Below are 26,081 nucleotides of genomic sequence, written 5' to 3'. Positions count from 1 at the left end.
CTTGCGCTTGCCCGGTGAGGCTCAAGACGGTATCTACAGGGGGAATGCATTCCAAATGTAGGAGCTGCCGAAGGCTGCGATCTTTTGCTCTTCTCAGTTACCGCGTTTGCTGTTGATCTGCCGCAGGCGATTGCCTTCGAAGCGCAGGTATTGATACATGCCGTTGTTCGGGCCGTAGGTCCATTCCTCGACCTGAAACTCTTCGCGGCGATTGGCGCTGCGCTTGTAGCCGAGCACATCGCGACTGACCGGCTCGCCGCATTTTTGCAGCACCTCGCTAGCGCGGTCGCCGAGGCTGATCAACTGGCTGCCGCAGCGCAATGTATCCGAAGCCGACGCGTGGCCGGCGGCGCAGGTCAGAGCGAGCACAGCCAGCCAGTTACGCACGGTCATTCTGCATCCAGGTGCATTTGCGTGACCACGCGGCCATCGCTTTCGGCCTCGCCGAGGTTCGCGTCGATGAAGTACACGCGGTCATCTTCGAGCTTGCCCTTGTCGACCAGGTAATCCTTGATGGTGCTGGCGCGATCCTGGCCCAACTGTCGCAACAGCACCTCGCTGCCGCTCCAGAACGCGATCACGCCTTGGCGCATTTTCGCCGTGCGCTCTTCCTTGCCCAGGTCTTTCCATTCTGCCGGTGGCTGGGTTTTCAGGCGGGTGCGGTAAATCCCTTCGAGCAATGCGCCTTTCTCGCCTTCGGGCACTTGCAGCAGCGAGGCCTGGGCCGGGACCTTGTCGCCACGGCGCTGGAGCATCTTGTAGTAGTTGTATTGGTATTCGCGTTCCAGACGTTGCTCGGCGAGCAGTGGCCCATCACTGCTCTTCGCGGCAGTGCCTTCGATTTCCAGGCGCAGCGCCGGACGTTCCTTGAGCGCTTGCGACAGTTTCACCAGCGCCGCTTCGGCGTCCTTGCTCAGATCGCTGGAGCCCGGCGCGAAGGACACCGTGCCGAGGTCTTCGGAGCCGCCGCCACTGACCAGCCCGCCGATCATCTTGAACGGCGCGGCGGCAGCTTTGACGATCAAATTGCGCAGGGTCTGCCAGACGATCGGCATGACGCTGAACTGTGGATTATTCAGGTCGCCGGTCACCGGCAATTCGATGGAGATCTTGCCGTCGACGTCCTTGAGCAGGGCGATCGCCAGTTTCAGCGGCAAACTTACTGCATCAGGGCTGTCGACCTTCTCGCCCAGTTGCAGTTGCTCGACGACGACTTTGTTCTCGGCTTTCAGTTGGCCTTTGGTGATCAGGTAGTGCAGGTCAAGGTTGAGCCTGCCCTTGCGGATGCGGTAGCCGGCGAATTTGCCGGAGTAGGGCGTCAGGGTTGTCAGTTCGACGCGCTTGAAACTGGTGGCGATGTCGAGGCTGGCCATCGGGTCGAACGGATTGACCGCACCCTTGATGGTCACCGGCGCATAGCGGTCGACCTTGCCTTTGATGTCGACGCTTGCCGGCTTCGCCTGACGACTGTCGATGGTGCCGATCTGACCGTTGAGCTGTTGCACGGCGGTGGCGAAATTCGGCGTCAGGCTGAAGTCGGCGAAGTTGGCCGAGCCGTCGTTGATCGCAATCGCACCGATGTGAATGCCCAGTGGTTTGTCCTTGCCGGCAGGTTTGGCTGCGGTGCTTTTTGCACCGCTGTCGGCCGGTTGCGGGATCAGCAGGTCGTCGACGTTGGTGGTGCGATCGTCGTTGATCATGAAGCGCACATACGGCTGCAACAGGTTGACCTTGTCGATCGACAGACTATCGCCGTGCTGATAGTTGATGCCGTCGACCACGACTTGCTGCCATTTGAGGAAGTCGCGGGTCTTCAGCGTATCGAGGGTGTGCAGTTGATCGATCTGCGCGCGGCCGGTGACGCTGAGGGCCAGCGGCTCGGTGCTCTTCAAGTTGACCTTGAGGTCACTGCCGAGCATGCCGCTGCGCAGTTCCAGGCGAATGAACGGGTTGATGTAGGACTGCGCGACACGCAGGTCGACGTCCTCGGTTTTCACGTTGAGCTGCGCGTTGACCGGGGCCAGATTGACCGTGCCGTCGGCGCTGATCTTGCCTTGCTTGCCCAGACCGCTGTCGAGCTTGAGCTTGAAAGGCGAGCCGTTGAGGCTGTCGAAATCCTGCAGGTCGACGTTCAACGGAGTGATGTCCAGCGCCACCGCCGGTTGCGCCGAGCGGTCGGCGAGATGGACCGTGTAGTTGCGCAGTTGCACATCCTTGACCAGCACCTGCCATGGCTTGCTCGGGGCGCTTGGCTCAGGTTTCGGCGAGTCGGCGGCGGCCGGTGTATCCGTAGGTTCGGCAGCGGCTTTGGCCGCCGGTTTCGACGGTTGGCTGGCGAACAGCTTCTGCCAATCCAACTGGCCGTCGGCTTCCAGCGCCGCCCAGGTTTCCAGTTTGTTGCTGCGGATCTTGCCGACCACCACTTGCTGCTTGGCCAGGTCGAGCGAGGTTTCGCTGACGTCGAGGCGTTCAAGCCTGGCCAGCGGACGTCCGTCCGGAGCCTTGATGGCGAACGGCGCAATGCTGACCGCGACGTTGTTCAGCAGCAGTTCGGTCTGTTTCGACAGGTTGAGTTTGTACTCGGTGCTGAGGCTGACCACGCCGTTTTCCAGCACCAGCGGCACGGCGTCGCGCACGTAGGGCCAGAAGGATTTCATCTGGCCATCGGTGACTTTCAGGGTGCCTTCGGAGGTGAACGGGATCAGGCTGAAATTGCCGGTCCAGTCGATCCGCCCGCCAGCGGGGCCGATGGCGACGAGGGTCATGTCGGCGCTGTCCTCGGGCAGGGTGCTGAGGTTTTTCAGCTCGAAACTGAGGTCGTCGTAAAGAAATTCGATCGGCTCACTGGGCCGCATATCCTCGAAATGCACCACGCCGCCGGCCAGTTTGATGTTGTCGATACGCAGCGGGAACGGCTTGGCGTCGGGATCGGCGGGTGTCGGCTCGCTCGGCGGCAGGTTGAACAGGCCGAGCAGGTTGAGCTTGCCGTCCTTGGCGAAGAGGATTTCGCTTTTGGGTTTGTCCAGTTCGATGTCGGACAGGTGCAGGGCCTTGGTCCACAGGCTGTCGATTTGCAGGTTGGCATAGAGGCGATCGAAGCCGACCTGCTCCTTGCCCGGCTCGCCGATGACCAGGCCCCACAGGGAAACTTCCAGGCTGAACGGGTTGAGTTCGATGCGCTGCAGATGCGCCGGCACCGTCGCGTAGTTGGCCAGTTGCTGGTTGGCCACGCGCAAGGCAATGCCCGGCAGGATCAGAAACCCCAGCAGGCTGTAGAGGGCCAGGGCTGTCAGCAGTGCGCCAATCGCGCGAATCAATCCTTTGGGCATGTGCGGCTTCATCTGTCTGAATCGGAGTGCCTTGGAGTATGGCACGCGATTCTGGTTCCGAAGTGCTTGATGTGGGACAGGATTGTTCAGAAATTTCTGTAGGAACAGATCTCCCTTGTGGGAGCGAGCCTGCTCGCGAATGCGCTGGTTCAGTGAAAAACAAGTCGACTGACACTGCGCCTTCGCGAGCAGGCTCGCTCCCACAGGGGAATGTAATCGCTCATGCCTGAGGGATCACAGCTGCAAGATCAGCGTCTTCAAGGGTGGCTGCTGGTCCCGCGAGGGGAAGTCGGCGCCCGGGGTCATCACGCTCCATTCGCGCACCGGGCGGCCGGATTTTTCAGCGCAGCGCAGCACTTGTTCGCGCCAGTCGTCCATGCTGACTTTCGCCAGGTTGTTGCAGCAGATCAGCACGCCGTTGTCAGCCGTGGTCAGCAGCGCCGGTTTGAGCAGGCTCTGATAATCGCGCAGCAAATCGACGGTGCCGAACGCACTTTTGGCCCACGCCGGCGGATCGAGCAGGACCAGATCGTATTGGCGCTGTTCGAGGCGCTGATAGCTCGGCAACTTCTGCCCGCGCCGCTGGCTGATCGGCAGGCCGGCGAGCTGGCGGATTGCCGGGAAGTAATCGGACTGAATGAATTGCATCGGCGGCAGTTGCGGGTTGAGCAAACCATTCTCGCGACCGACCGCCAGATTGCCCTCGGCAAAATCGAGGTTGCACACCTCACGTGCACCGCCGGCCGCAGCACTGAGGCCAACGCCACAGGTGTAGGCGAACAGGTTGAGCACACTTTTGCCTTGCGCGTGATCCTTGACCCAGCCACGGGTGTTGCGCAGGTCGAGGAACAGTAGCGGATCCTGCCCGGCATGACGCCCGCGCACGCGGTAGTTCAGGCCCCATTCATGCCCGACCAGATCCGCCAGTGCGGCGTCATCGGCTTTATAAACGCTGTCCTCGCGATCGATCCGCGAGTTGCCACGGGAGCGGTCGTTGTAGACCAGCAGGCTGTCGAAGCCCAGCGTCTGGTTGACCATGGCGTGCAGTTGCAGCAGATCATCACGTTCGAGCGTCTGGTGAAAACTCTGCACCAGCAGTTGCGGGCCGTAGCGGTCGATGGTCAGGCCGCCGGCACCTTCCTGGCTGCCATGGAACAGCCGATAGCAATCGGTGCCCTGGCCGTGCAGCGCAGCGAGCAGGTCCTGGCGTTGATCGAGGGCGGCGCGCAGCGCCTGATTCAAGGAAGACATGCGGGCGCCTTGCTGAGGGGAATTGGGCGCGGGAGTTTAACAGTTTGCCGGGGGATCGCGTGATGGCCTTCGCGAGCAGGCTCGCTCCCACATGTGCAATGCGATCACCTGTGGCAGCGAGCCTGCTCTTGAAGCTATTGATTCAAACGTTTATCAACGAGGTCCTGCACCACACCTGGGTCAGCCAGCGTCGAAGTATCGCCGAGGCTGTCGAGCTCATTGCAGGCAATCTTGCGCAGAATTCGCCGCATGATCTTGCCCGAACGGGTCTTCGGCAATGCCGGCGCCCACTGGATCAGGTCCGGTTTGGCGAAGCTGCCGATCTCCTTGCTGACATGCGCCAGCAGGTCTTTCTTCAGCTCTTCGTTGGCCTCGGTGCCGTTCATTGGCGTCACAAACGCGTAGATGCCCTGGCCTTTGACGTCGTGGGGATAACCGACCACGGCGGCCTCGGCGATGCTGTCGTGCAGCACCAGGGCGCTCTCCACTTCGGCGGTGCCGATGCGGTGGCCGGAGACGTTGATCACGTCGTCGATGCGTCCGGTGATCCAGTAATCGCCGTCCTCGTCGCGGCGGGCGCCGTCGCCGGTGAAGTAATAGCCGGGGTAGGGTTTGAAGTAGGTGTCGATCATCCGCTGCGGATCGCCGTAGACGCTGCGAATCTGCGCCGGCCAGCTCGACTTGATCGCCAGCACGCCACTGCCGGCGCCTTTGATTTCCTTGCCGACTTCGTCAAGCAACACCGGTTGCACGCCAAACATCGGTTGCGTCGCGCAGCCCGGTTTGATCCGTTGGGCGCTGACCAGCGGGCTGAGCATGATGCCGCCGGTTTCGGTCTGCCACCAGGTGTCGACAATCGGGCAGCGCTGTTCACCGACAGCATTGAAATACCATTCCCACGCTTCCGGGTTGATCGGCTCACCGACGCTGCCGAGCAATCTGAGGCTGGCGCGTGAAGTTTCCTTCAACGGTCCGGCGCCTTCGCGCATCAGCGCGCGCAGGGCGGTAGGTGCGGTGTAGAAAATGTTGACCTTGTGCTTGTCGATGACCTGCCAGAAGCGCGAACTGCTCGGGTAGCTCGGCACGCCTTCGAACATCAGTGTGGTCGCACCGTTGGCCAGCGGCCCGTAGACGATGTAACTGTGGCCGGTGACCCAGCCGACGTCGGCGGTGCACCAGAACACTTCGCCGTCGCGGTAATCCAGCACGTACTTGAAGGTCATTGCTGCTTGCAGCAGGTAACCGCCGGTGGTGTGCAGCACGCCTTTGGGTTTGCCGGTGCTGCCGGAGGTGTAGAGGATGAACAGCGGATCTTCGGCGTCCATCGGTTCCGGCGAGCAGTCGTCGCTGACCTCACGCACGGCCTGGTGGTACCAGAGGTCACGGCCCTCGACCCAATCGACCTCGCCCTGAGTGCGCTCGACCACCACGACGGTGCTGACGTTCGGGCAACTTTGCAGGGCTTTGTCGACGTTGTTTTTCAGCGGCACGAAGCGGCCGCCGCGCACGCCTTCATCGGCGGTGATCACGGTACGGCAGTCGGCGTCGAGGATTCGATCACGCAAGGAATCCGGGGAAAATCCGCCAAACACTACCGAATGGATCGCACCGATTCGCGCGCAGGCGAGCATGGCGTAGGCGGCTTCGGGGATCATCGGCATGTAGATGCACACCCGATCGCCTTTCTTCACGCCACGGCTTTTCAGTACGTTGGCCAGACGGCAGACGTGGTGATGGAGTTTGTTGTAAGTGATCTGCGCCGATTCGGCAGGATCATCGCCTTCCCAGAGCAGGGCGGTCTGCTCGCCGCGTTGCTTGAGGTGACGGTCGATGCAGTTGTAACTGACGTTGAGCTTGCCGCCGGCAAACCAGGCCGCTTCACCGGTTTTCAGGTCATAGCGCTGAACGGTCTGCCACGGCGTGCTCCAATCGAGGAAACGCGTGGCCTGCTCGGCCCAGAAGGCGCTGGGGTGTTCAATCGATTCGCGGTACAGGCGCCGATACTCGTCCTGGCTCAACTGAGCGGCCTGGCGCACGGCATCGGCTTTGGGGAACGTGCTGATATCGAACATGACGGTTCCTTATTCTTGTGGTGCGACACGAATAAAGATGCGCCGAGCGCTGCACAGGTTCAAGTCATGCGCCAAAACAACTGTGGGAGCGAGCTTGCTCGCGAAGGCGGCGGATCAGTTAACACAGTGTTGAATGACGCACCGATTTCGCGAGCAGGCTCGCTCCCACAGGGGAACAGCGTTGTGCCCGAAGGCTTTTATCAGCCGCGATGACGCCCGCGGAAGTAGTTGATCAGGCCCTGAGTCGAGGCATCGTCAGCCACGGTCTCGTCGCTGCCGACCAGACGGTTGTAGACGCCTTTGCCCAATTCCTTGCCCAGTTCTACGCCCCACTGGTCGAAGGCGTTGATGCCCCAGACCACGCTTTGCACGAACACTTTGTGCTCATACATCGCAACGAGCGCGCCGAGGCGACGCGGGCTGATGCGTTCGACCACCAGGGTGTTGCTCGGACGATTGCCCGGGATCACCTTGTGCGGCGCAAGTTTGCGCACGTCGTCTTCGCCCATGCCTTTGTCGCGCAGTTCGGCTTCAGCTTCCGGCAGGGTCTTGCCGAGCATCAGCGCCTGGCTCTGCGACAGGCAGTTGGCGTACAGCCACTGGTGATGGTCGGAAACCGGGTTGAAGCTGACGATCGGCACGATGAAGTCGGCCGGGATCAGTTGGGTGCCCTGGTGCAGCAACTGGTGGTAAGCGTGCTGACCGTTGCAGCCGACGCCGCCCCAGATCACCGGGCCGGTATCGGTCGACACCGAGGTGCCGTCCTGACGCACGCTCTTGCCGTTGGACTCCATGTCCAGCTGTTGCAAGTGCTTGGTGATGTTGCGCAGGTAGTGGTCGTACGGCAGGATCGCGTGGCTTTGCGCACCCCAGAAGTTGCCATACCAGACGCCGAGCAGGGCCAGCAGCACCGGCATGTTCTGTTCGAACGGCGCGGTCTGGAAATGCTGGTCCATGGTGTAGGCACCGGACAGCAGTTCCTTGAAGTTGGACATGCCGATGGCCAGCGCAATCGGCAAACCGATCGCCGACCACAGCGAGTAGCGCCCGCCGACCCAGTCCCACATCGGGAAGATGTTTTCTTCGCGAATCCCGAAAGCCACAGCGGCGGCGTTGTTGCTCGACACAGCGATGAAGTGGCGATACAGCTCGGCTTCCGAGCCGCCCTGCGCCAGGTACCAGGCGCGTGCGGCCTGCGCGTTTTTCAACGTTTCGAGGGTGTTGAACGACTTCGACGAAACGATGAACAGCGTGGTCTCGGCGCGCAGTTTCTGCGTCAGCTCGTGGAATTCGCTGCCGTCGATGTTTGCCAGATAGTGGCAACGTACGCCTTTCTGCGCGTAGGACAGCAGTGCTTCGGAGACCAGCTCAGGACCGAGGAACGAACCACCGATGCCGATGTTGACCACGTCAGTGATCGGCTTCTCGGTGTAGCCACGCCACAAGCCATCGTGGATGCGGCCGACCAGATCGGTGATCTGGTTCAGCACCTTGTGCACTTCCGGCATCACGTTGACGCCGTTGACCGACAACTTGTCGCCGACCGGGCGGCGCAGGGCGGTGTGCAGTGCCGGGCGGCCTTCGGAGGCGTTGACGATTTCGCCGTCGAACAGCGCTTTGATCGCGCCCTTCAGGTCGACTTCATTGGCCAGGCCCACGAGCAGGTTGCGGGTCTCGGCGTTGATCAAATTCTTCGAATAGTCGAGAAACAGACCGCAGCTACTGAGGGTGAACTGATTGAAACGCTGCGGATCGGCGTTGAAGGCTTCGCGCATGCTGAAATCCTGCATGGCTTGGCGGTGATCTTTCAACGCTTGCCAGGCGGGCAGAGCGGTAACGTCGTGAGGAGTGCGGTAGTACGCCATCGCTGCGGTTTTCCTTTTTACTTGAACGGCCTTTTGAACACGGTACAGATCAACCACGGGTTTTTAGCGCATGGGATCAACTGCGTCGACACGAGATCTGGACACAGGGCGAATACAGTAAACCTCGCGCTGCGTTCTGTCTTGACTTTGTCTGACCAGATCCCTGTACTTTTTTAACATCCGTTGAAGAATCTGGCCGACAAACGGAGGTGCCCGGAACACTTTCGCCCAACCGTCATGCGCCGAAAACACCTGTGGGAGCGAGCCTGCTCGCGAAGGCGTGGTGTCAGGCAACTTATAAGTCGCTGATACACCGCCTTGGCGAGCAGGCTCGCTCCCACAGGGAAAATTCGTTGCTGCTTAAATCGGGCTATCGAGATTCAGGTGCAGGTTGTCGATCAGCCGCGTAGTGCCGAGGAACGCCGCTGCCAGAATCACCAGATCGCGATCCTCCGCCGTCGCCGGACGCAACGTCAGGCCATGACGGATTTCCAGATAGTCCGGACGCAGCCCCGCCGCTTCCAGCACCTGCAACTGCGCAGTGATCAGCGCCGGGTAATCGCGCTCACCTTGCTTGATCGCTTCGGCAATGCTGCTCAGCACGCGATACACCACCGGTGCCACGGCGCGCTGGTCTTCATTGAGGAAGCCGTTGCGCGACGACAGCGCCAAGCCATCCGCTGCACGCACGGTCGGCTCGCCGATGATCTGGATCGGCATGTTCAGGTCATGCACCAGCGCGCGGATCACCGCCAGTTGCTGGTAATCCTTCTGGCCGAAAATCGCCAGGTCCGGCTGGACCATGTTGAACAGCTTGCTGACCACCGTCGCCACACCTTCGAAGTGCCCCGGACGGCTGGCGCCACACAGGCCTTCGGACAATTGCGGCACGCTGACCCGGGTTTGCCCGGCCATGCCGTCCGGGTACATCTCTTCAACCGTCGGCGCAAACAGCAGGTCGCAACCGGCTTCGAGGAGTTTTTCCTGATCGGCAGCGAGGGTGCGCGGGTATTTGTCGAGGTCTTCGCCGGCGCCGAATTGCAGCGGGTTGACGAAAATACTCGCAACCACGAAATCGACTCGCTGGGTAGCTTTGGTGATCAGGGCGACGTGGCCGCTGTGCAGGTTGCCCATGGTCGGCACGAAGCCGATGCGCTTGCCTTCACTGCGCGCGCGGGCGACGGCGGCGCGCAGTTCGCGTACGGTTTTGACGGTGTTCATGCAGAGAATCCGTGTTCGATGCCGGGGAACGTGGTGGCTTTGACTTCGCTGACGTAAGCCTTCAGCGCGGACTGGATGCTGTCCTGACCTTGCATGAAGTTTTTGACGAATTTGGGTACGCGGCCGGTGATCGACAGGCCGAGCATGTCGTGCAATACCAGCACCTGGCCGTCGGTGGCGTTGCCGGCACCGATACCGATCACCGGAATGCCCACGGCCTGGCTGATTTCTGCCGCCAGTTCGCTCGGCACGCACTCGAGCAACAGCATGGCCGCACCGGCCTGCTCCAGCGCGATCGCATCGGCACGCATCTGCCGCGCCTGATTCTCGTTGCGGCCCTGCACTTTATAGCCACCGAGAATGTTCACTGCTTGCGGGGTCAGGCCCATGTGCGCACACACCGGCACACCGCGCTCGGCGAGCAGGCGGATCGACTCCGCCAGCCACAGCTGACCTTCGACCTTGACCATGTGCGCGCCGGCCTGCATCAGCATGGCGCTGTTGGTCATGGTCTGTTCGAGGGTGGCGTTGGCCATGAACGGCAGGTCGGCGAGGATCAGGGCATCGCCATTGCCACGCTTGACGCTGGCGACGTGATAGGCCATTTCCGCCGTGGTCACCGGCAGGGTGCTGTCATGACCCTGCAGAACCATGCCGAGGGAGTCGCCGACCAGCAGCACTTCGACACCGGCCTCGTTGCAGGCGTGGGCGAAGGTCGCGTCATAGCAGGTCAGCATGGTGATTTTTTCACCTTTCTGCTTGAGGCTCTGGAGCGTGGTCAGGGTGATGGCTGGCATGTAAAAAATCCTCGTTCAGGCGCTCTGGAAACTGCTGCGAGTCACGCGCGTGATTCTTCATCTACTCAGGCGCACGGTCTTGTGTCGTGCTTTGAAAAGCCTGGATTGCGCCCGTTCATACCGGGTTGGCGGCAGCGGGACGCCTATAGTCGTGATGAGCCAACAGGAAGTCAATTGCGTGTGTTACCGCATTGTTACGCGGGCGGTGTTACCGGCGTTACTGATGCGATTCAGCGGCGCGGCGGGCCTGATTCGGGGGATTTTTGTCTGACAAAAACTGGAGATTGGCAGGTGACCTGTGGCGAGGGGATTTATCCCCGTTGGACTGCGAAGCAGGCCCAAATCTGACCAAGCTGTACACAACATGGGGCCGCTCCGCGACCCAGCGGGGATAAATCCCCTCGCCACATAACCACATTTCACAGCAGATTTTTGTCAGGGCTGGGAGAGGCGTTCAAGGCCGACGAACGGGCAGGCGGCCAGCAGGTCTGTCAGCGTGCGGCCATCGGCGAGACGCAGATCCTGCGGTGCCAGTTCAGCGAGGGGATAAAGAACGAACGCCCGCTCTTGGATCTGGTAATGCGGGACCTTCAGCCGTGGCTCATCGATCAGGCGATCGCCGAACAGCAGAATATCCAGATCCAGCGTGCGAGGCCCCCAGCGCTCAAGACGTTCGCGGCCCTGAGCGTTTTCGATCGCTTGCAAGGCGTCGAGCAGCTCGATCGGTGCGAGCGAGCTGTCGAGGGCGGCGACGGCGTTGGTGTAACGCGGCTGGCCCGGCAGCAGCGAATCGCTTTGATAAAAGGCTGACACGCCGGCAAGACGTGTCTGCGGCAATTGGCCCAGCGCCGCGATGGCGCTGCGCAACTGGTCGGCCGGGTCAGCGAGGTTGCTGCCCAGGCCGATGTAGATGCGTTCCATGCTTACTCGCCCGTCGCGCTCGAAGCACCGGCGCGCTTGCGCTTGGAACCGCCGCTGCGGCGACGTTTGCGCGGTGCGCCGCTGGCATCGTCACCCTTGCCGCTGAGGTCGCGGATCATGTCGCGACGCTCGCTGTCATTGGCGTCCTGATAATCGGTCCACCATTCGCCGAGGCCATCGGTCTCCTCACCGGCGCTTTCACGCAGCAGGAGGAAATCGTAACCGGCACGGAAGCGCGGGTTGTCCAGCAACAGATCGGCGCGTTTGCCACTGCGCCGTGGCAGGCGTTCCTGCATGTCCCAGATTTCGCGGATCGGCATGGTGAAGCGCTTCGGAATCGCGATGCGCTGGCACTGCTCGGCAATCAGTTCGTGAGCGGCTTCCTGCATCGCCGGAATCGGCGGCATGCCACGTTCCTGCAGACGCAACACTCGCGCCGGCAGCGCCGGCCAGAGCAGGGCGGCAAAGAGGAACGCCGGGGTCACCGGTTTGTTCTGCTTGATGCGCAGGTCGGTGTTGGTCAGTGCTTCGCTGATCAGCGTGTGGGTGTATTCCGGATTGTATTCCAGCGCCTCGGCACTGGCCGGGAACAGCGGGGCGAACAGTTGCAGATCAACCAGCATTTCAAAGGTGATCGCGCCGTGCCCGGACAGGAACAGCTTGAGCACTTCTTCGAACAGTCGCGCCGACGGAATCTCGCGCAGCATCGGCGCCAGCTCACGGATCGGCTGCACGGTGTGCTTCTCGATGCCGAAGTTGAGCTTGGCGGCGAAACGCACGGCCCGCAGCATGCGCACCGGGTCTTCCTGGTAACGCTGCTTCGGGTCGCCGATCAGGCGGATCAGGTGATTGCGGATGTCGTGCACGCCATTGGCGTAATCGAGAATGCGCTCGCTGACCGGGTCGTAATACAGGGCGTTGATGGTGAAGTCGCGGCGTTGCGCGTCTTCTTCCAGGGTGCCGTAGACGTTGTCGCGCAGAATCCGCCCGCTCTCGTTGCGCGAAGACTGGTTGCTGTCTTCGTCGTCTTCGTTGACCGGGTGATTGGCGCGGAAGGTCGCGACTTCAATGATTTCGCGACCGAAATGGATGTGCACCAGCTTGAACCGGCGGCCGATGATTCGCGCATTGCGGAATTCGGCCCGCACCTGCTCGGGGGTGGCGCTGGTGGCGACGTCGAAGTCCTTGGGCGTGATGCCCAGCAGCATGTCACGCACGCAACCACCGACCAGATAAGCCTGGTAACCGGCACCTTGCAGGCGTTCGACGATATTCACCGCATAGCGGCTGAACTGCGTTTTCTGCAGCGAATGTTGGCCGCTGTTGAGCACTTCAGGGGTGCTGCGGATGTGTTGCGTACGACGCACGGGAGTTCGGAATGACTGGAACAGCTTCTTCAGCATGGGATGCACTGTTTGAAGGAATGTTCGGCCATACCAAAAGAATGACCGCATGATGGGCGCAGATTCTAGCATTTAGTCGGGGGATGGTGTAGGACGCGGCAGATATGAGCTGCAAGCCCCAAGCTACAAGGGTCGAGCGAGGAAAACGGGGGGATTTCACGGAAGGGAGAAACTACAAGGGGAGCCGAAGCTCCCCAAGAAGTAGTTGCGTGCTCTTTTTATTATTGATTCGGGCTTCTTGTTTTTGTTGAGTGCCCTCGCCACGAAGTGTTTCCTTCGTGACCCTCCCAATCGGGAGCCAAGAGCAAACGGATTGCTTTGGTCGCTGAATTGCAGTGATCTGTCGATCCAACCAGTACAGGCTCTGTCTTAGGACAGTTTTTGTTGTTCTCGGCCTGGTCGTGGGGCAAGCCCCAAATACAACGCCTCTCCAAAAGAATCAGTTAGCTGCGCCTCTCGCCGTCTTGTTTTTATTGTGCGTGAGTCGATTCGTCTTATTTTTATTGTCTTGTGCATTGCTTGTTATTGTTCTTGTACCAAACATATAGCAGGGTGCGTGCCAACTTTTGTCTCGCCCAGTAAAACAAGGGGTTAGGTCGATATAACCGTTTTGCAGGGGCGAAAAAAAGCCGGGGTTTCGTTACCGATAACCCCGGCTTCTGTTACGTGAATCGACTGCGGTAACAGTTTTTTCACATTGTCATGCGTTACCCGCGCACGCGGTGGGTAACGCTCAGCTCTCGCTGGCGACCCCGGTCTTGCGCCGTGGAATGCCCAGACGCTGGCGGCGTTCCCACAGGCATTTGCGGCTGACGCCCAGTTTGCGTGCCAGTTCGGTCTCGGTCATGTGGTCCTGATGCTCGAGGACGAAGTGCTGGAAGTAATCCTCCAGCGACAGATCCTCGGTCGGCTCATGGCTGCTGTTGCTGGCGTTACCGCCGGTTTGCGGCGGCAGACCGATGAACTCGTCGTCTTCCAGATCGCTCAGCTCGATGTCGATGCCCAGCAGGTCGGCCGAGATCTCCGGGCTTTCGCTGAGAATCACCGCGCGCTCGACGGCGTTTTCCAGCTCACGCACGTTACCCGGCCAGGAATAGTGCCGGATCGCCTGTTCGGCATCGGCGGCGAATTTCAGGTCGGTGCGATTGATCCGCGCGCTCTGGCGAGCGAGGAAGGCATTGGCGATTTCGTTGACGTCGGCGCCACGCTCGCGCAGCGGCGGCAGCTTCAGGGCAATCACGTGCAGACGGTAATAAAGGTCTTCACGGAACTGACCGATTTTCGCCAGGCTCTTCAGATCGCGGTGAGTTGCAGCGATCAGGCGCACATCGACTTTCTGCGACTGCACCGAACCTACGCGGCGAATTTCGCCCTCCTGCAGAACCCGCAGCAGGCGAGCCTGGGCTTCGAGGGGCAGTTCGCCGATCTCATCGAGAAACAGGGTGCCGCCGTCCGCCGCTTCGACCAGACCGGCGCGACCGGCACTGGCGCCGGTGAACGCGCCTTTCTCGTGGCCGAACAGTTCTGATTCGATCAGGCTTTCCGGAATCGCCGCGCAGTTCACCGAAATCATCGGCGCCTTGGCGCGTTTCGACAGATTGTGCAGGGCGCGGGCCACCAGTTCTTTACCGGTACCGGACTCACCCTGAATCAATACGTTGGAATCGGTTGGCGCGACTTTGCGGATCTTGCTGTACAGGTCCTGCATCGGTGGGCAGGAGCCGATGATGCCAATTTCACCATTGCTGTTATCCACAGCAGCTTTGCCATTGCCAGCGGCAGGCTTGCTCGCCGTAGCTTCGCCGGCAGCCGGCGCCGACTGGCGATCGCGCAGGATCCGCGCAACCGCCTGGAGCATTTCATCGTGGTCGAACGGCTTGGCGATGTAATCGACCGCGCCCATTTTCATCGAGTCGACCGCCGAGCGCAGGCTGGCGTAACTGGTCATGATCAGCACCGGTGTGCCCTGGCCGAGCTTGATCAGCTCCGTGCCCGGAGCGCCCGGCAGGCGCAGGTCGCTGACGATCAGATCGAACGTAGGAATGGTGAAGCGTTCTTGTGCTTCCTGCACTGATCCGGCTTCGCTGACCTGGTACTGGTTGCGTTCCAGCAGGCGGCGCAAGGCGGAGCGGATAATGGTTTCGTCTTCGACGATCAAAATGTGCGGCATTGATTCGATACTCTCGACGGTCTCAGTTCACAGCGGACGTCGCTTCGACATGACGCGGTAAGGTCACCCGGATACGGGTGCCGCGTTGGCTTTGTACATCAGCCGGGCTGTCGATGGTGATTTGTCCATAATGCTCTTCAACGATGGAATAGACCAGTGCAAGGCCCAGACCGGTGCCTTCACCCGGATCCTTGGTGGTGAAGAAAGGTTCGAACAATCGGTCCATGATGCTCGACGGAATGCCACTGCCTTCGTCTTCGACGATCAGATCGACCGTGTGTTCGCCGGCTTCGCTCTTGACCCGTACCGCACTGTGCGGCGGCGAGGCGTCGCGGGCGTTGGAGAGCAGATTGATCAGCACCTGGGCGAGCCGTTGCGGGTCGCCTTCGACCCAATGATCGGGATCGCACAGGTTGTAGAACTGCACTTCGAAATTGCGCCGGTTCAGCGCCAGCAGGCCAATGGCGTCCTGCGCGACTTCGGCCAGACACACTGGTTCGTCGTTGTGCTGATGGCTGCCGGCATGGGCGAAGCTCATCAGCGACTGGACGATGCGCGAGACGCGTTTGGTCTGCTCGAGAATCTGCCCGCTGATTTCCGTCAGCTCGCCGTCGTCTTCGCGCTCTTCGCGCAGGTTCTGCGCCAGGCAGGCGATGCCGGTGATCGGGTTGCCGATTTCGTGGGCCACACCCGCTGCGAGTCGACCGATGCTGGCCAGCCGTTCGGAATGCACCAGTTTATCTTCGAGCATCTGCGTTTCGGTCAGATCCTCGACCAGTAACACCAGGCCACTGTTACCCGGGGCCAACGGCTCGTCGATTGCCGCTTTGTGCAGATTCAGCCAGCGGGTCTGACCATCGAGGGCCAGATGCTGTTTGTGCAAATGCTCGTCGGGCAGGTTGATGAAGCCTTGCAGCAATTCTTTCCACGGGTTGGCGATCGTGCTCAGGCGCGAACCGACCACTCGCTGTGCGGCGATGCCGGTCAGCTCTTCCATCGCCTTGTTCCACATCAGGATCTCCTGATCCTTGGCCAGCGAGCAGACGCCCATCGGCAGTTCCTGCAAGGTCTGGCGGTGGTAGCGGCGCAGGGCGTCGAGCTCGGCGGCCAGGCCGGTGAGGCGCGAGTGGTAATCCTCGAGACGGCTTTCAATGAAGTGAATGTCTTCGGTGACGTAGTTTTCGCCGCCAGCCTTATAGGGCAGGAAGGTTTCCACCATATCTTGCGCAACGCTCGGGCCCATCAGGCCGGACAGGTTGGCCTCGATGCGGTCGCGCAACCGGCGCAAGGCATACGGCCGGCGTTCATCGAAGGGCAGATACAAGTCGCGCAGCGCTTGCTCGACTTCTTTCTGCGCAGCCTTGGCACCTAGCGGCTTGGCCAGCTGCGTGGCGAATTCCTGCGGCGAGGCGGCGTGCAGTTCGCGGCGTTGCGGGCGCCGCACGTTGTCCACTGCACAGGCTTCGGCGGCGCTGGCTTCTTCCGGGCTGGCGTTGGTGAACAGCGAGATCAAAGTGAACATCAGCACGTTGGCCGCCAGCGAGGCGATGGCCGCCATGTGCCAACTGGTGTCGTCGAGCACGTAGATCATGTTTAGCAGCGGGATATAGAAGCCCTGCAGATTGCCGACCAGCGGCAGCAGCATGGTCACCACCCAGACCGTGATCCCCGCCAGCAGACCGGCAATGAAGCCGCGGCGGTTGGCGGTCGGCCAGTACAACACCGACAACACCCCGGGCAGAAATTGCAGGGTCGCAACGAACGCGACGATGCCGAGGTTGGCCAGATCCTGTTCGACGCCGAGCATCAGGTAGAAACCGAAACCGGCCATGATGATCGCCACGATCAGCGCCCGACGGGTCCATTTCAGCCAGCGGTAGATATTGCCTTCGGCCGGCGGCTGATAGAGCGGCAGCACCAGATGGTTCAGCGCCATGCCCGACAAGGCCAGGGTGGTGACGATGATCAGGCCACTGGCGGCGGACAGGCCACCGACGTAGGCGAGCAAGGCCAGCGGTTTGCTGTTGGCGGCGATGCCGATGCCGAGGGTGAAATATTCCGGGTCGGTGGTGGCGCCGAGTTTCAGCCCGGCCCAGAGAATCAGCGGTACGGCAAGACTCATCAACAGCAGAAACAACGGCAGGCCCCAACTGGCGCTGACCAGCGAGCGCGGATTGAGGTTTTCCGTAAAGGTCATGTGATACATGTGCGGCATCACGATCGCCGAGGCAAAGAACACCAGCAGCAGCGTGCGCCACGGACCTTCCTGCAACGGCGTGTGCAGGGCGGCGAGGGCGGTCTGGTTTTGCAGCAGCCACAGTTCGAGCTGTTGCGGGCCGTCGAACACGCCATACAGCGCGTACAGGCCAACGCCGCCGAGAGCGATCAGTTTGATGATCGATTCGAAAGCAATCGCGAACACCAGCCCTTCATGTTTCTCGCGCGTGGCGATGTGCCGGGAACCGAAGAAAATCGTGAACAGAATGATCAGCGCACAGAACGCCAGCGCCACGCGGCTTTGCACACGTTCGCCGGTGAGAATGCCGATCGAGTCGGCCACGGCCTGAATCTGCAAGGCAAGCAATGGCAAGACGCCAATCAGCATGAAAATCGTGGTCAGCGCACCGGCCCAAGTGCTGCGAAAGCGGAAGGCAAACAGATCGGCCAGCGACGACAGTTGATACGTGCGGGTGATCTTCAGGATCGGATAAAGCAGCACCGGCGCCAGCAGGAATGCACCGGACACGCCGAGATAACTGGACAGAAAGCCGTAACCGTACTGATAGGCCAGGCCCACCGTGCCGTAGAACGCCCAGGCACTGGCGTAAACCCCCAGCGACAGGGTGTAGGTCAACGGGTGGCGAATGATCGCGCGCGGGATCATGCCCCGTTCGCTGACCCAGGCAACGCCGAACAGCGCCGCCAGGTACGCGGCGCTGATCAGGATCATCTGGGTCAGGCTAAAGCTCATCGGCATCTTTTTGGCTCTGCAGGATGAAGGTCACGACAATCAGGATCAGCCAGAGCAGATAAGGGCGATACCAGGCGCCCGTCGCGTCGATCCACCAATCCATGATGGCGGGGGAGAACAGGTAGATCCCGACGACCAGAAGCAGGACCAAGCGATAGATGTACATCCCGGCCTCTCTTTTTTATGCGCGTGCCCGAAAACGTGCGGCGATGGTAACGGATGGGCGCGCGACTGCAAGTGTCGTCATTGCAGTTGCGCTTCGGGCAGGGTCAGTGTGCGCGGGATCCGGTCGGCATCCCAATGCGCGCAGCCCCAGGCCAGCAGTTCGCCCGGCGAAGCGTGAGCCAGTTCGGTACCGGGATTCTGCCCCAGCGCGCGCAAGGCCCGCAGCAGCAACGGCGTGGCCTGATCGGCTTCGAGCGGCGGCGAGCGGTAGGACTTGCCGAGTTTGTTGCCGTCCGGCTGGGTGATCAGCGGCAGGTGCAGATAGCGCGGCTGTTTCAGGCCGAGCAGTTCTTGCAGGTACAGCTGACGCGGCGTCGAATCGAGCAGATCGGCGCCACGCACAATATCGGTAATGCCTTGCCAGGCGTCATCGAGTACCACCGCGAGTTGATAGGCGTAGAGACCATCGCGCCGACGGATGACGAAGTCGCCGACGTCGCGGCCCAGGTGCTGGCGATATTCGCCCTGCACGCGATCAATGAAGTGGTATTCCAGCTCCGGCACGCGCAGGCGGATCGCGGCGTCGTGCTGTTCATGCCCGGCATTGCGGCAAAACCCCGGATAAATCCCGTGATAGGGCTCCAGTTGTTTGCGCGAGCAGGTGCAGGCGTAGGCCAGGCCATGATTGAACAAGCTATCGAGCACTTCGGCATAAGCCGCGTGTCGATCGCTTTGGCGGACCATTTCGCCGTCCCATTCGAAACCGTAGCTTTCCAGCGCCTTGAGAATCGCCGCTTGCGCACCGGGCTCTTCGCGCGGCGGATCGAGATCTTCCATGCGCACCAGCCAGCGCCCCCCGACGGAGCGGGCGTCGAGGTAAGACGCCAACGCAGCGACCAGCGAACCGAAGTGCAGGTGGCCACTGGGGGTGGGGGCGAAGCGGCCGATGTAGGCGGGGGATTTGGCAGTCATGAGGCGATAAAGGCTATTCAGAATTTGAGCAGGTTACCTCTGTGGGAGCGAGCCTGCTCGCGAAAGCGCTGTGTCAGGCAATAATGAGCTGTCTGAAGGGACGCTTTCGCGAGCTGGCTCGCTGCCACAGAGGCAGAAGCAGGTTCCGCGGGCAAAACACAGAAACAAAAACGGAGCGTTCGCACGCTCCGTTTTTCGTTCAGGTCGAGATTACTTGCCGACCTGCTTTTCCTTGATTTCCGCCAGGGTCTTGCAGTCGATGCACAGATCCGCTGTCGGACGGGCTTCGAGGCGCTTGACGCCAATCTCGATGCCGCAGGACTCGCACCAGCCGTACTCTTCGTCTTCGATCAGTTGCAGCGTCTTGTCGATTTTCTTGATCAGCTTGCGCTCGCGGTCGCGGGCGCGCAGTTCGAGGGCGAACTCTTCTTCCTGGCTGGCACGGTCGGCCGGGTCAGGGAAATTGGCCGCTTCGTCTTTCATGTGATCAACCGTGCGGTCGACTTCCTGCATCAAGTCCAGTTTCCACTTGTTCAGGATCTTGGTGAAGTGCGCGCGCATTGGAGCGCCCATGTACTCTTCACCCGCCTTCGAAACATAAGGTTCGAAGCCGCTGATCGTGTCTTTCTGCTGTTGCTTTGCTTGGGTGGACATGAAATAGACCGCCTCTACTCTTGTAATCCATTGCGCAGGATTGCTCCATCACCGACACCTGCCGGCCCTGCGGCTGCAAGCGGGCGAACTTACCAGATCAAATCAGCCTGCGCTACTCCCGGATGTCGAGCCCCCGGCGGGTGGCGCTTGCAGATGTCTGACAAGCCGTGTCTGTGGGAAGGGAGACCTGTTCAATCACTGATTTTAGTCAATCCTGGAGCGTACGTTCAGATCGTTACAGTCCAGCGTTCTTGAGGCTGTGACCTTCATGGGTTCTCGCTCGTTCCGGCAGACAGGTAGAATCGTCTCTTTTTTCCGTCGAAGGCATTCCAATGGGCCCCTACAGTGCGCGCAGTCGTGCGATCGAACCGTTCCATGTGATGGCGCTGCTGGCGCGGGCCAATGAATTGCAGGCCGAAGGCCACGACGTGATCCATCTGGAAATCGGCGAGCCGGACTTCACCACCGCCGAGCCGATCATTCGCGCCGGGCAAGCTGCGTTGACGGCGGGCAAGACCCGCTACACCGCCGCCCGTGGCATTCCCGAACTGCGCGAGGCGATCGCCGGTTTCTACCAATCGCGTTACGGTCTGAATATCGACCCACGGCGGATTCTGATCACGCCGGGCGGCTCCGGCGCGCTGTTGCTGGCCAGTGCCCTGTTGGTCGATCCGGGTAAACACTGGCTGCTCGCCGACCCGGGCTACCCGTGCAATCGGCATTTCTTGCGGCTGGTCGAAGGCGCGGCGCAATTGGTGCCGGTCGGGCCGGAGGTGCGTTATCAACTGACCCCGGATCTGGTCGAGCGGCATTGGGATCACGACAGTGTCGGCGCTCTTGTCGCTTCGCCGGCCAACCCGACGGGCACTTTGCTGACCCGCGATGAACTGGGCGGATTATCCACAGCGATCAAGGCCAGGCACGGGCATTTGGTGGTGGATGAGATCTACCACGGCCTGACCTACGGCACTGATGCTGCCAGTGTGCTGGAAGTCGATGACGGCGCTTTTGTCCTCAACAGTTTCTCCAAGTATTTCGGTATGACCGGTTGGCGCCTGGGCTGGCTCGTGGCGCCAGACGCGGCGGTCAGCGAATTGGAAAAGCTTGCGCAGAACCTCTACATCAGCGCGCCGAGCATGGCGCAGTACGCGGCGCTGGCCTGTTTCGAGCCGGCCACCATTGCGATTCTCGAAGAACGCCGCGCCGAGTTTGCGCGCCGTCGCGACTTCCTCCTGCCGGCGCTACGTGAACTTGGTTTCAACATCGCCGTTGAGCCGGAAGGCGCGTTTTATCTGTACTCCGATATCAGCCGTTTCGGCGGTGATGCCTTCGCGTTCTGCCGGCATTTCCTCGAAACCGAGCACGTTGCCTTTACGCCCGGACTGGATTTCGGTCGTTATCAGGCCAGCCATCACGTGCGCTTCGCTTACACACAAAACCTCGCACGTTTACAGGAAGCGGTTGAGCGCATTGCGCGCGGCTTGAAGAGCTGGCAAGGCTGATGCGCTTTTATCCTGCTCTGGAAGAAGCGCGGCTGATTCGTCGTTACAAGCGTTTTCTCGCCGATATCGAGACCGTTAGCGGCGAATTGCTGACCATTCACTGCCCCAACACCGGTTCGATGCTCAATTGCCAGGTCGAGGGCGGGCAGGTCTGGTTCAGTCGCTCCAATGACCCGAAACGCAAATTGCCCGGCACTTGGGAAATTGGCGAAACCCCGCAGGGCCGGCTGTTTTGCGTCAACACCGGGCGCGCCAACGGCTTGGTTGAGGAAGCCTTGCAGGCGGGCGTGATCACCGAGTTGAACGGTTTTACCGCATTGAAGCGTGAGGTTGCCTACGGACAGGAAAAAAGCCGCATCGACTTCCGCCTCGAATACCCCAGTGGGCCGGCGTATGTCGAAGTCAAAAGCGTCACCCTCGGCTTCGACGGCACGGCGGTGGCGGCGTTTCCCGATGCGGTGACCCAGCGCGGCGCCAAACATCTGCGCGAGCTGGCGCATCTGGCGCGCGACGGCATTCGGGCGGTGCAATTGTACTGCGTGAACCTGACCGGCATCGATGCCGTGCGCCCGGCCGAGGAGATCGATTGGGCTTACGCCGAGGCGTTGCGTGAAGCGGTCGCCTGCGGTGTTGAGGTGTTGGCCTACGGCGTGCGCCTGGACCATGAAGAGATGGTCATCGACCGCCGACTCGACGTGCGGCTAAACGGTTAAACGTCGACCCACACGCCTTGTGTATCTTCCCGGCATTCAATTGCCGTGAGCGACTGCCCGGCGCAGGGGCCGGCGACGCATTCGCCGTCCTCGATCAGAAACAGTGCGCCATGGGTAGCGCACTGGATCAGGCTATTGCTCGGATCGAGAAACTGGTCGGGCTGCCATTCCAGCCCGACGCCCCGGTGCGGGCAGCGATTGAAATAGACAAACACCTTGCCGCCACGACGCACGGCAAACAGCTTTTTGCCTTCGATTTCGAAACCGCGACTGCCGGCTTCGGCCAGATCGCTGCCGGCGCAGAGAAACTTCATGGCTATCCTCAAATGTCCGCTCGTGTCTGGATATGTCCGAGCTTGACGTTCAAATGCAAACAATTATCAAATGGCGACCTTCTCCCACAGGGAGTCTGGCCGTTGCCGAGGATACTTGGCTCGCTGCGCCGATGCCCGGGAAACCTTGTTCAAGGAAGCTGCGTATGCGCCTGAAAACCCGCGTTGCCGTACTGTGCGTCGGCCTTTTTCTCAGCCATCAGGCGAGCGCAGCGGATTTACCGCAACGCTGGGTCAGCGCTGGCGGCGCGCTGTCGGAATGGGTCAGCGCGCTGGGTGGCGAGTCAAAACTGGTTGGGGTCGACACCACCAGTCAGCATCCCCAATCGTTGCAGGCGCTGCCGAGTATTGGTTATCAGCGCAGCCTGTCGGCCGAAGGCATCTTGAGCCTGCGCCCGGACATTCTGGTCGGTACCGAAGAAATGGGCCCGCCGCCGGTTCTGGCGCAAGTCAAAGCGGCCAAGGTCAAGGTCGAGTTGTTTTCAGCCCAGCCTGATCTGCCGACACTGGAAAAAAATGTCACTCAACTGGGCCAGTTGCTCGGCGCACAAAGCCAGGCAGCGCAGCTGCTGCAGAGTTATCAACAGCAGCTCCAGGCGCAGAAAGCGCGCGTTGCCCAAGTGCAGACCACGCAGAAAGCTCCGGGCGTGTTGCTGTTGCTTGGGCACGCCGGCGGCAAGCCGTTGATCGCCGGCAAGGACACCGCCGCCGATTGGTTGCTGCAACAGGCTGGCGGGCACAACCTTGCGACGCATACCGGCTACAAACCGTTTTCTGTCGAATCCCTCGCCAGCCTTGATCCCGAAGTGCTGGTGTTTGCCGACCGTGCGCTGACCGGCGAGGCCGCAAAAGCGGCATTGTTCAAGGAAAACCCCATCCTCAATTCCAGCCGGGCGGCGAAGAGCGGGCGGGTGATGGAGCTGGATCCGACGCTGCTGGTTGGCGGCCTCGGGCCACGGTTGCCGGCTGCTTTGCAAACCCTGACTGACGGCTTCTACCCGGCCAAGGGCGGCCAATGACCACACTGGTCAAACCCCGTGGCCTGTTTATCGGCCTGACATTGCTGTGTCTGCTCGCGATCTGGCTGTCGCTGGCGCTGGGGCCGGTGAGCCTGCCGCTGTTCGATACCTTGCGCGCGGCGCTGCGTCTGATCGGCGTGCCGTTGGCGCCGCAAGGTCTGGAGCAGGCTGAGCTGATTCTCGGCCAGATCCGCCTGCCGCGAACCTTGCTCGGCTTGGCGGTCGGCGGCGTGCTGGCGCTGTCCGGGGTGGCAATGCAGGGCCTGTTTCGTAATCCGCTGGCCGATCCGGGGCTGGTCGGGGTGTCCAGTGGCGCGGCACTTGGCGCAGCGATTGCGATTGTCGGTGGTTCGTTATTCGGCGGCCTGCCGGAGTGGTTCGGGCCGTATCTGTTGTCGGTGTGTGCGTTTCTTGGCGGGCTCGGGGTGACGGCGCTGGTCTATCGGCTGGGCCGGCGCAACGGTCAGACTCACGTCGCCACCATGTTGCTGGCCGGTATCGCGCTGACGGCGCTGGCCAGTTCGGCGGTCGGTCTGTTCACCTATCTGGCCGATGACGCCACGCTGCGCACCCTGACCTTCTGGAATCTGGGCAGCCTCAACGGCGCCAGTTACGCGCGGCTGTGGCCACTGCTGATCATCACCATCGGCGTGGCGCTGTGGCTGCCGCGTCGGGCCAAGGCATTGAATGCCTTGTTGCTCGGTGAATCCGAGGCCGGTCATCTGGGCATCGATGTCGAACGGCTCAAGCGCGAACTGGTGTTCTGTACCGCGCTGGGTGTCGGCGCGGCGGTGGCGGCGGCGGGCATGATCGGTTTTGTCGGGCTGGTGGTGCCGCATCTGGTGCGCCTGCTGGCCGGCCCCGATCACAAAGTTCTGTTGCCAGCCTCGGTTTTGGCGGGTGCGAGCCTGTTATTGCTCGCCGATCTGGTGGCGCGCCTGGCGCTGGCGCCGGCGGAGTTGCCGATCGGCATTGTCACGGCGTTTATCGGCGCGCCGTTCTTCCTTTATCTGCTGCTGCGAGGGCGTGCCTGATGTTGTCTGCGCACAATCTGCATGTCCGCCGTGGCCGCAAAGCAGTGCTCAGTGGGGTTACGCTCGGGCTCGAACCCGGCGAGGTGCTTGGGGTGCTGGGGCCGAACGGCGCCGGGAAAAGTACGTTGCTTGGCGCATTGTGTGGTGAGTTGCCCGCCAGCGACGGCAATGTCTCGCTCGATGGTCAGACGTTGAGCCACTGGAGCGGAACGCAGCGGGCACAACGACTGGCGGTGTTGCCGCAGGTTTCGACGCTGGATTTTGCCTTCGCCGTGGAAGAGGTCGTCGGCATGGGCCGCTTGCCGTACCAGACCGGGCGCGTACGTGATGACGAAATCGTCGCGGCAGCGCTGGCCGCCGCCGATGCCGGGCACCTGAGTGGGCGCAGTTATCTGGCGTTGTCCGGTGGCGAGCGTCAGCGCGTGCATCTGGCGCGGGTGCTGGCGCAACTCTGGCCGGGCCAGGCCGGGCAAACCTTATTGCTCGACGAACCGACATCGATGCTCGATCCGCTGCATCAGCACACCACCTTGCAAGCGGTGCGCGAGTTCGCCGATTGCGGCGCGGCGGTGCTGGTGATCCTGCATGATCTGAATCTGGCGGCACGCTATTGTGATCGTGTGCTGTTGCTGGAGGAGGGGCGCCCGGTTGCGCTGGATACTCCGCAGCAGGTGCTGCGTCCGGATACGCTTAAAGCAGTGTTCGGCCTGGAGGTTTTGGTGCAACCGCACCCGGAGCGTGGGCATCCGCTGATCATCGCCCGCTGAATCATCATCGAGGTGTCGCATGCGTGGATTGTGGTTGTTGGCGCTGGTGTTGCTCGCGGGCTGTCAGCACGTGGCGGCTCCGCCTGTGGGCGCTGATATCCGCGATCTGCGCAGCGGCGAGGTACTTACGGCGCAGCAATTGCTGACGCGTCTGGCTGAGCCTGAGCGTTTGATCATCGGTGAGCAGCACGACAACGCCGATCATCATGCCGCACAGTTGTGGCTGTTGCAGTCGCTCGGCGAGCAGCGAGCGCAAGGCAGTCTGCTGCTGGAAATGCTCTCGCCGGTTCAACAAGCGAAAGTCGATGCGGCACGCCAGTCGAAATCCGTTCCGGCAGATCTGCCCGCGGCATTGGCCTGGCAAGAGGGCTGGGACTGGAACCTTTACGGGCCGATCGTGCGCTTTGCCCTGTCGCAGCCGTATCCGCTGCTGGCGGCCAATCTCGATGACAGCGAAATCCGCGCGTTCTACCGCAATCCACCTGCTCTGAACGGTCCGCGCAGTAATGCGCTTTCGGTTAAAAAAACCTTGCTTGGGCAAATCAGTGAATCCCACTGCGGCCTGCTGCCCGAATCACAGATGCCAGCAATGCTGGCGATTCAGCAACAGCGTGATCGACGCATGGCCGAACGCATGCTGGCGGCGCCGATGCCTTCGATTCTGCTGGCCGGTGCCTGGCATGCGCGCAAGGATGTCGGCGTGCCGCTGCATCTGTCGGATATCGGCGCTGGCAAGGCGCCGATCGTATTGATGCTGGCCGAGCAGGGCGCTGCGGTATCGGCGGCGATGGCCGATTACGTCTGGTACACGCCGGCCACGCCGAAGCCGGATTACTGCGAGCAGATGCGCCAGCAATTCGCTAAATGACTTTTCTACGGGCAAAAAAAGACCCGGTAAAACCGGGTCAAATAACCGTGATTAG

General features: G+C 61.3%; 21 protein-coding genes. 6 read left to right on the top strand and 15 right to left on the bottom strand.

Annotated elements, in window-relative coordinates; translation table 11 throughout:
* Positions 1-93 precede the first annotated feature (93 nt).
* The 14 genes from D8U82_RS19345 to dksA all read right to left on the bottom strand — a co-directional run bounded on the left by D8U82_RS19345 (position 94) and on the right by dksA (position 19,791).
* Positions 94-393, bottom strand: coding sequence for a DUF2845 domain-containing protein (locus D8U82_RS19345; protein ID WP_039761633.1), 300 nt, complete (start codon positions 391-393; stop codon positions 94-96).
* Positions 390-3,341: a DUF748 domain-containing protein gene (locus D8U82_RS19340; RefSeq protein WP_130902764.1), complete on the bottom strand. Its 2,952-nt coding sequence runs from the start codon at positions 3,339-3,341 to the stop codon at positions 390-392. Before D8U82_RS19340 ends, D8U82_RS19345 begins: the two co-directional genes overlap by 4 nt.
* Positions 3,342-3,563: 222 nt before the next feature.
* Positions 3,564-4,580 carry a class I SAM-dependent methyltransferase gene (locus D8U82_RS19330; RefSeq protein ID WP_130902762.1) on the bottom strand — a complete coding sequence of 339 codons (1,017 nt, stop codon included), beginning with the start codon at positions 4,578-4,580 and terminating at the stop codon, positions 3,564-3,566.
* A 134-nt stretch (positions 4,581-4,714) separates the two neighbouring features.
* Positions 4,715-6,652: an acetate--CoA ligase gene (gene acs / locus D8U82_RS19325; RefSeq protein WP_130902761.1), complete on the bottom strand. Its 1,938-nt coding sequence runs from the start codon at positions 6,650-6,652 to the stop codon at positions 4,715-4,717.
* Between the two features lie 200 nt (positions 6,653-6,852).
* Positions 6,853-8,517, bottom strand: coding sequence for a glucose-6-phosphate isomerase (gene pgi / locus D8U82_RS19320; RefSeq protein WP_016773160.1), 1,665 nt, complete (start codon positions 8,515-8,517; stop codon positions 6,853-6,855).
* A gap of 360 nt (positions 8,518-8,877) precedes the next feature.
* Positions 8,878-9,738, bottom strand: coding sequence for a pantoate--beta-alanine ligase (gene panC, locus D8U82_RS19315; RefSeq protein ID WP_016773161.1), 861 nt, complete (start codon positions 9,736-9,738; stop codon positions 8,878-8,880).
* Entirely contained in the window at positions 9,735-10,535 is an 801-nt protein-coding gene (gene panB, locus D8U82_RS19310) for a 3-methyl-2-oxobutanoate hydroxymethyltransferase (RefSeq protein ID WP_016773162.1), read from the bottom strand. Before panB ends, panC begins: the two co-directional genes overlap by 4 nt.
* Before the next feature lie 435 nt (positions 10,536-10,970).
* Entirely contained in the window at positions 10,971-11,456 is a 486-nt protein-coding gene (gene folK / locus D8U82_RS19300) for a 2-amino-4-hydroxy-6-hydroxymethyldihydropteridine diphosphokinase (protein WP_016773163.1), read from the bottom strand.
* Positions 11,457-11,458: 2 nt separating this feature from the next.
* Complete coding sequence (locus D8U82_RS19295; RefSeq protein ID WP_016773164.1) at positions 11,459-12,859, bottom strand: polynucleotide adenylyltransferase PcnB; 1,401 nt, start codon at positions 12,857-12,859, stop codon at positions 11,459-11,461.
* Between the two features lie 733 nt (positions 12,860-13,592).
* Positions 13,593-15,029, bottom strand: a complete 1,437-nt coding sequence (locus D8U82_RS19290; RefSeq protein ID WP_039761623.1) for a sigma-54 dependent transcriptional regulator — start codon at positions 15,027-15,029, stop codon at positions 13,593-13,595.
* 22 nt (positions 15,030-15,051) lie between these two features.
* Positions 15,052-18,006, bottom strand: a complete 2,955-nt coding sequence (locus tag D8U82_RS19285; RefSeq protein WP_024014332.1) for a sensor histidine kinase — start codon at positions 18,004-18,006, stop codon at positions 15,052-15,054.
* A complete protein-coding gene (locus D8U82_RS19280; protein ID WP_003176118.1) occupies positions 17,990-18,166 on the bottom strand; it encodes a hypothetical protein in 177 nt (58 codons plus the stop codon). Before D8U82_RS19280 ends, D8U82_RS19285 begins: the two co-directional genes overlap by 17 nt.
* Before the next feature lie 77 nt (positions 18,167-18,243).
* Positions 18,244-19,137, bottom strand: coding sequence for a tRNA glutamyl-Q(34) synthetase GluQRS (gene gluQRS / locus D8U82_RS19275; RefSeq protein ID WP_130902759.1), 894 nt, complete (start codon positions 19,135-19,137; stop codon positions 18,244-18,246).
* A gap of 210 nt (positions 19,138-19,347) precedes the next feature.
* Positions 19,348-19,791 carry an RNA polymerase-binding protein DksA gene (gene dksA / locus D8U82_RS19270; RefSeq protein ID WP_016773167.1) on the bottom strand — a complete coding sequence of 148 codons (444 nt, stop codon included), beginning with the start codon at positions 19,789-19,791 and terminating at the stop codon, positions 19,348-19,350.
* A gap of 332 nt (positions 19,792-20,123) precedes the next feature.
* On the opposite strand from dksA, the gene D8U82_RS19265 reads away from it, so the two are divergent.
* The gene (locus tag D8U82_RS19265; protein ID WP_130902758.1) at positions 20,124-21,293 is read left to right on the top strand and encodes a pyridoxal phosphate-dependent aminotransferase; all 1,170 of its coding nucleotides are present in this window, start codon (positions 20,124-20,126) and stop codon (positions 21,291-21,293) included.
* Positions 21,293-22,006, top strand: a complete 714-nt coding sequence (sfsA, locus tag D8U82_RS19260) for a DNA/RNA nuclease SfsA (RefSeq protein ID WP_024014329.1) — start codon at positions 21,293-21,295, stop codon at positions 22,004-22,006. Before D8U82_RS19265 ends, sfsA begins: the two co-directional genes overlap by 1 nt.
* On the opposite strand, the gene D8U82_RS19255 is transcribed toward sfsA, so the two are convergent.
* Positions 22,003-22,320 carry a Rieske (2Fe-2S) protein gene (locus D8U82_RS19255; protein WP_016773170.1) on the bottom strand — a complete coding sequence of 106 codons (318 nt, stop codon included), beginning with the start codon at positions 22,318-22,320 and terminating at the stop codon, positions 22,003-22,005. The genes sfsA and D8U82_RS19255 overlap by 4 nt on opposite strands.
* A gap of 164 nt (positions 22,321-22,484) precedes the next feature.
* Between D8U82_RS19255 and D8U82_RS19250 the strand changes: the two genes are divergently transcribed.
* The 4 genes from D8U82_RS19250 to D8U82_RS19235 are packed head-to-tail and all read left to right on the top strand — an operon-like array spanning position 22,485 to position 26,026.
* Positions 22,485-23,357, top strand: coding sequence for an ABC transporter substrate-binding protein (locus D8U82_RS19250; protein WP_130902757.1), 873 nt, complete (start codon positions 22,485-22,487; stop codon positions 23,355-23,357).
* 50 nt (positions 23,358-23,407) lie between these two features.
* Positions 23,408-24,391 carry an iron ABC transporter permease gene (locus D8U82_RS19245; protein ID WP_167333571.1) on the top strand — a complete coding sequence of 328 codons (984 nt, stop codon included), beginning with the start codon at positions 23,408-23,410 and terminating at the stop codon, positions 24,389-24,391.
* On the top strand, positions 24,391-25,158 hold the full coding sequence (locus tag D8U82_RS19240) for a heme ABC transporter ATP-binding protein (RefSeq protein ID WP_130902756.1): 768 nt from the start codon (positions 24,391-24,393) through the stop codon (positions 25,156-25,158). The genes D8U82_RS19245 and D8U82_RS19240 overlap by 1 nt, the downstream gene beginning before the upstream one ends.
* 19 nt (positions 25,159-25,177) lie before the next feature.
* Positions 25,178-26,026: a ChaN family lipoprotein gene (locus D8U82_RS19235; RefSeq protein WP_130888613.1), complete on the top strand. Its 849-nt coding sequence runs from the start codon at positions 25,178-25,180 to the stop codon at positions 26,024-26,026.
* The last annotated feature ends 55 nt before the right edge of the window (positions 26,027-26,081 follow it).

The sequence above is a fragment of the Pseudomonas sp. Sample_23 genome (assembly GCF_004307595.1).
Classification (GTDB): Bacteria; Pseudomonadota; Gammaproteobacteria; order Pseudomonadales; family Pseudomonadaceae; genus Aquipseudomonas; species Aquipseudomonas atacamensis.
Note: the sequence above shows the minus strand (reverse complement) of the source record. Positions and strands in the feature narration are given on the sequence as shown.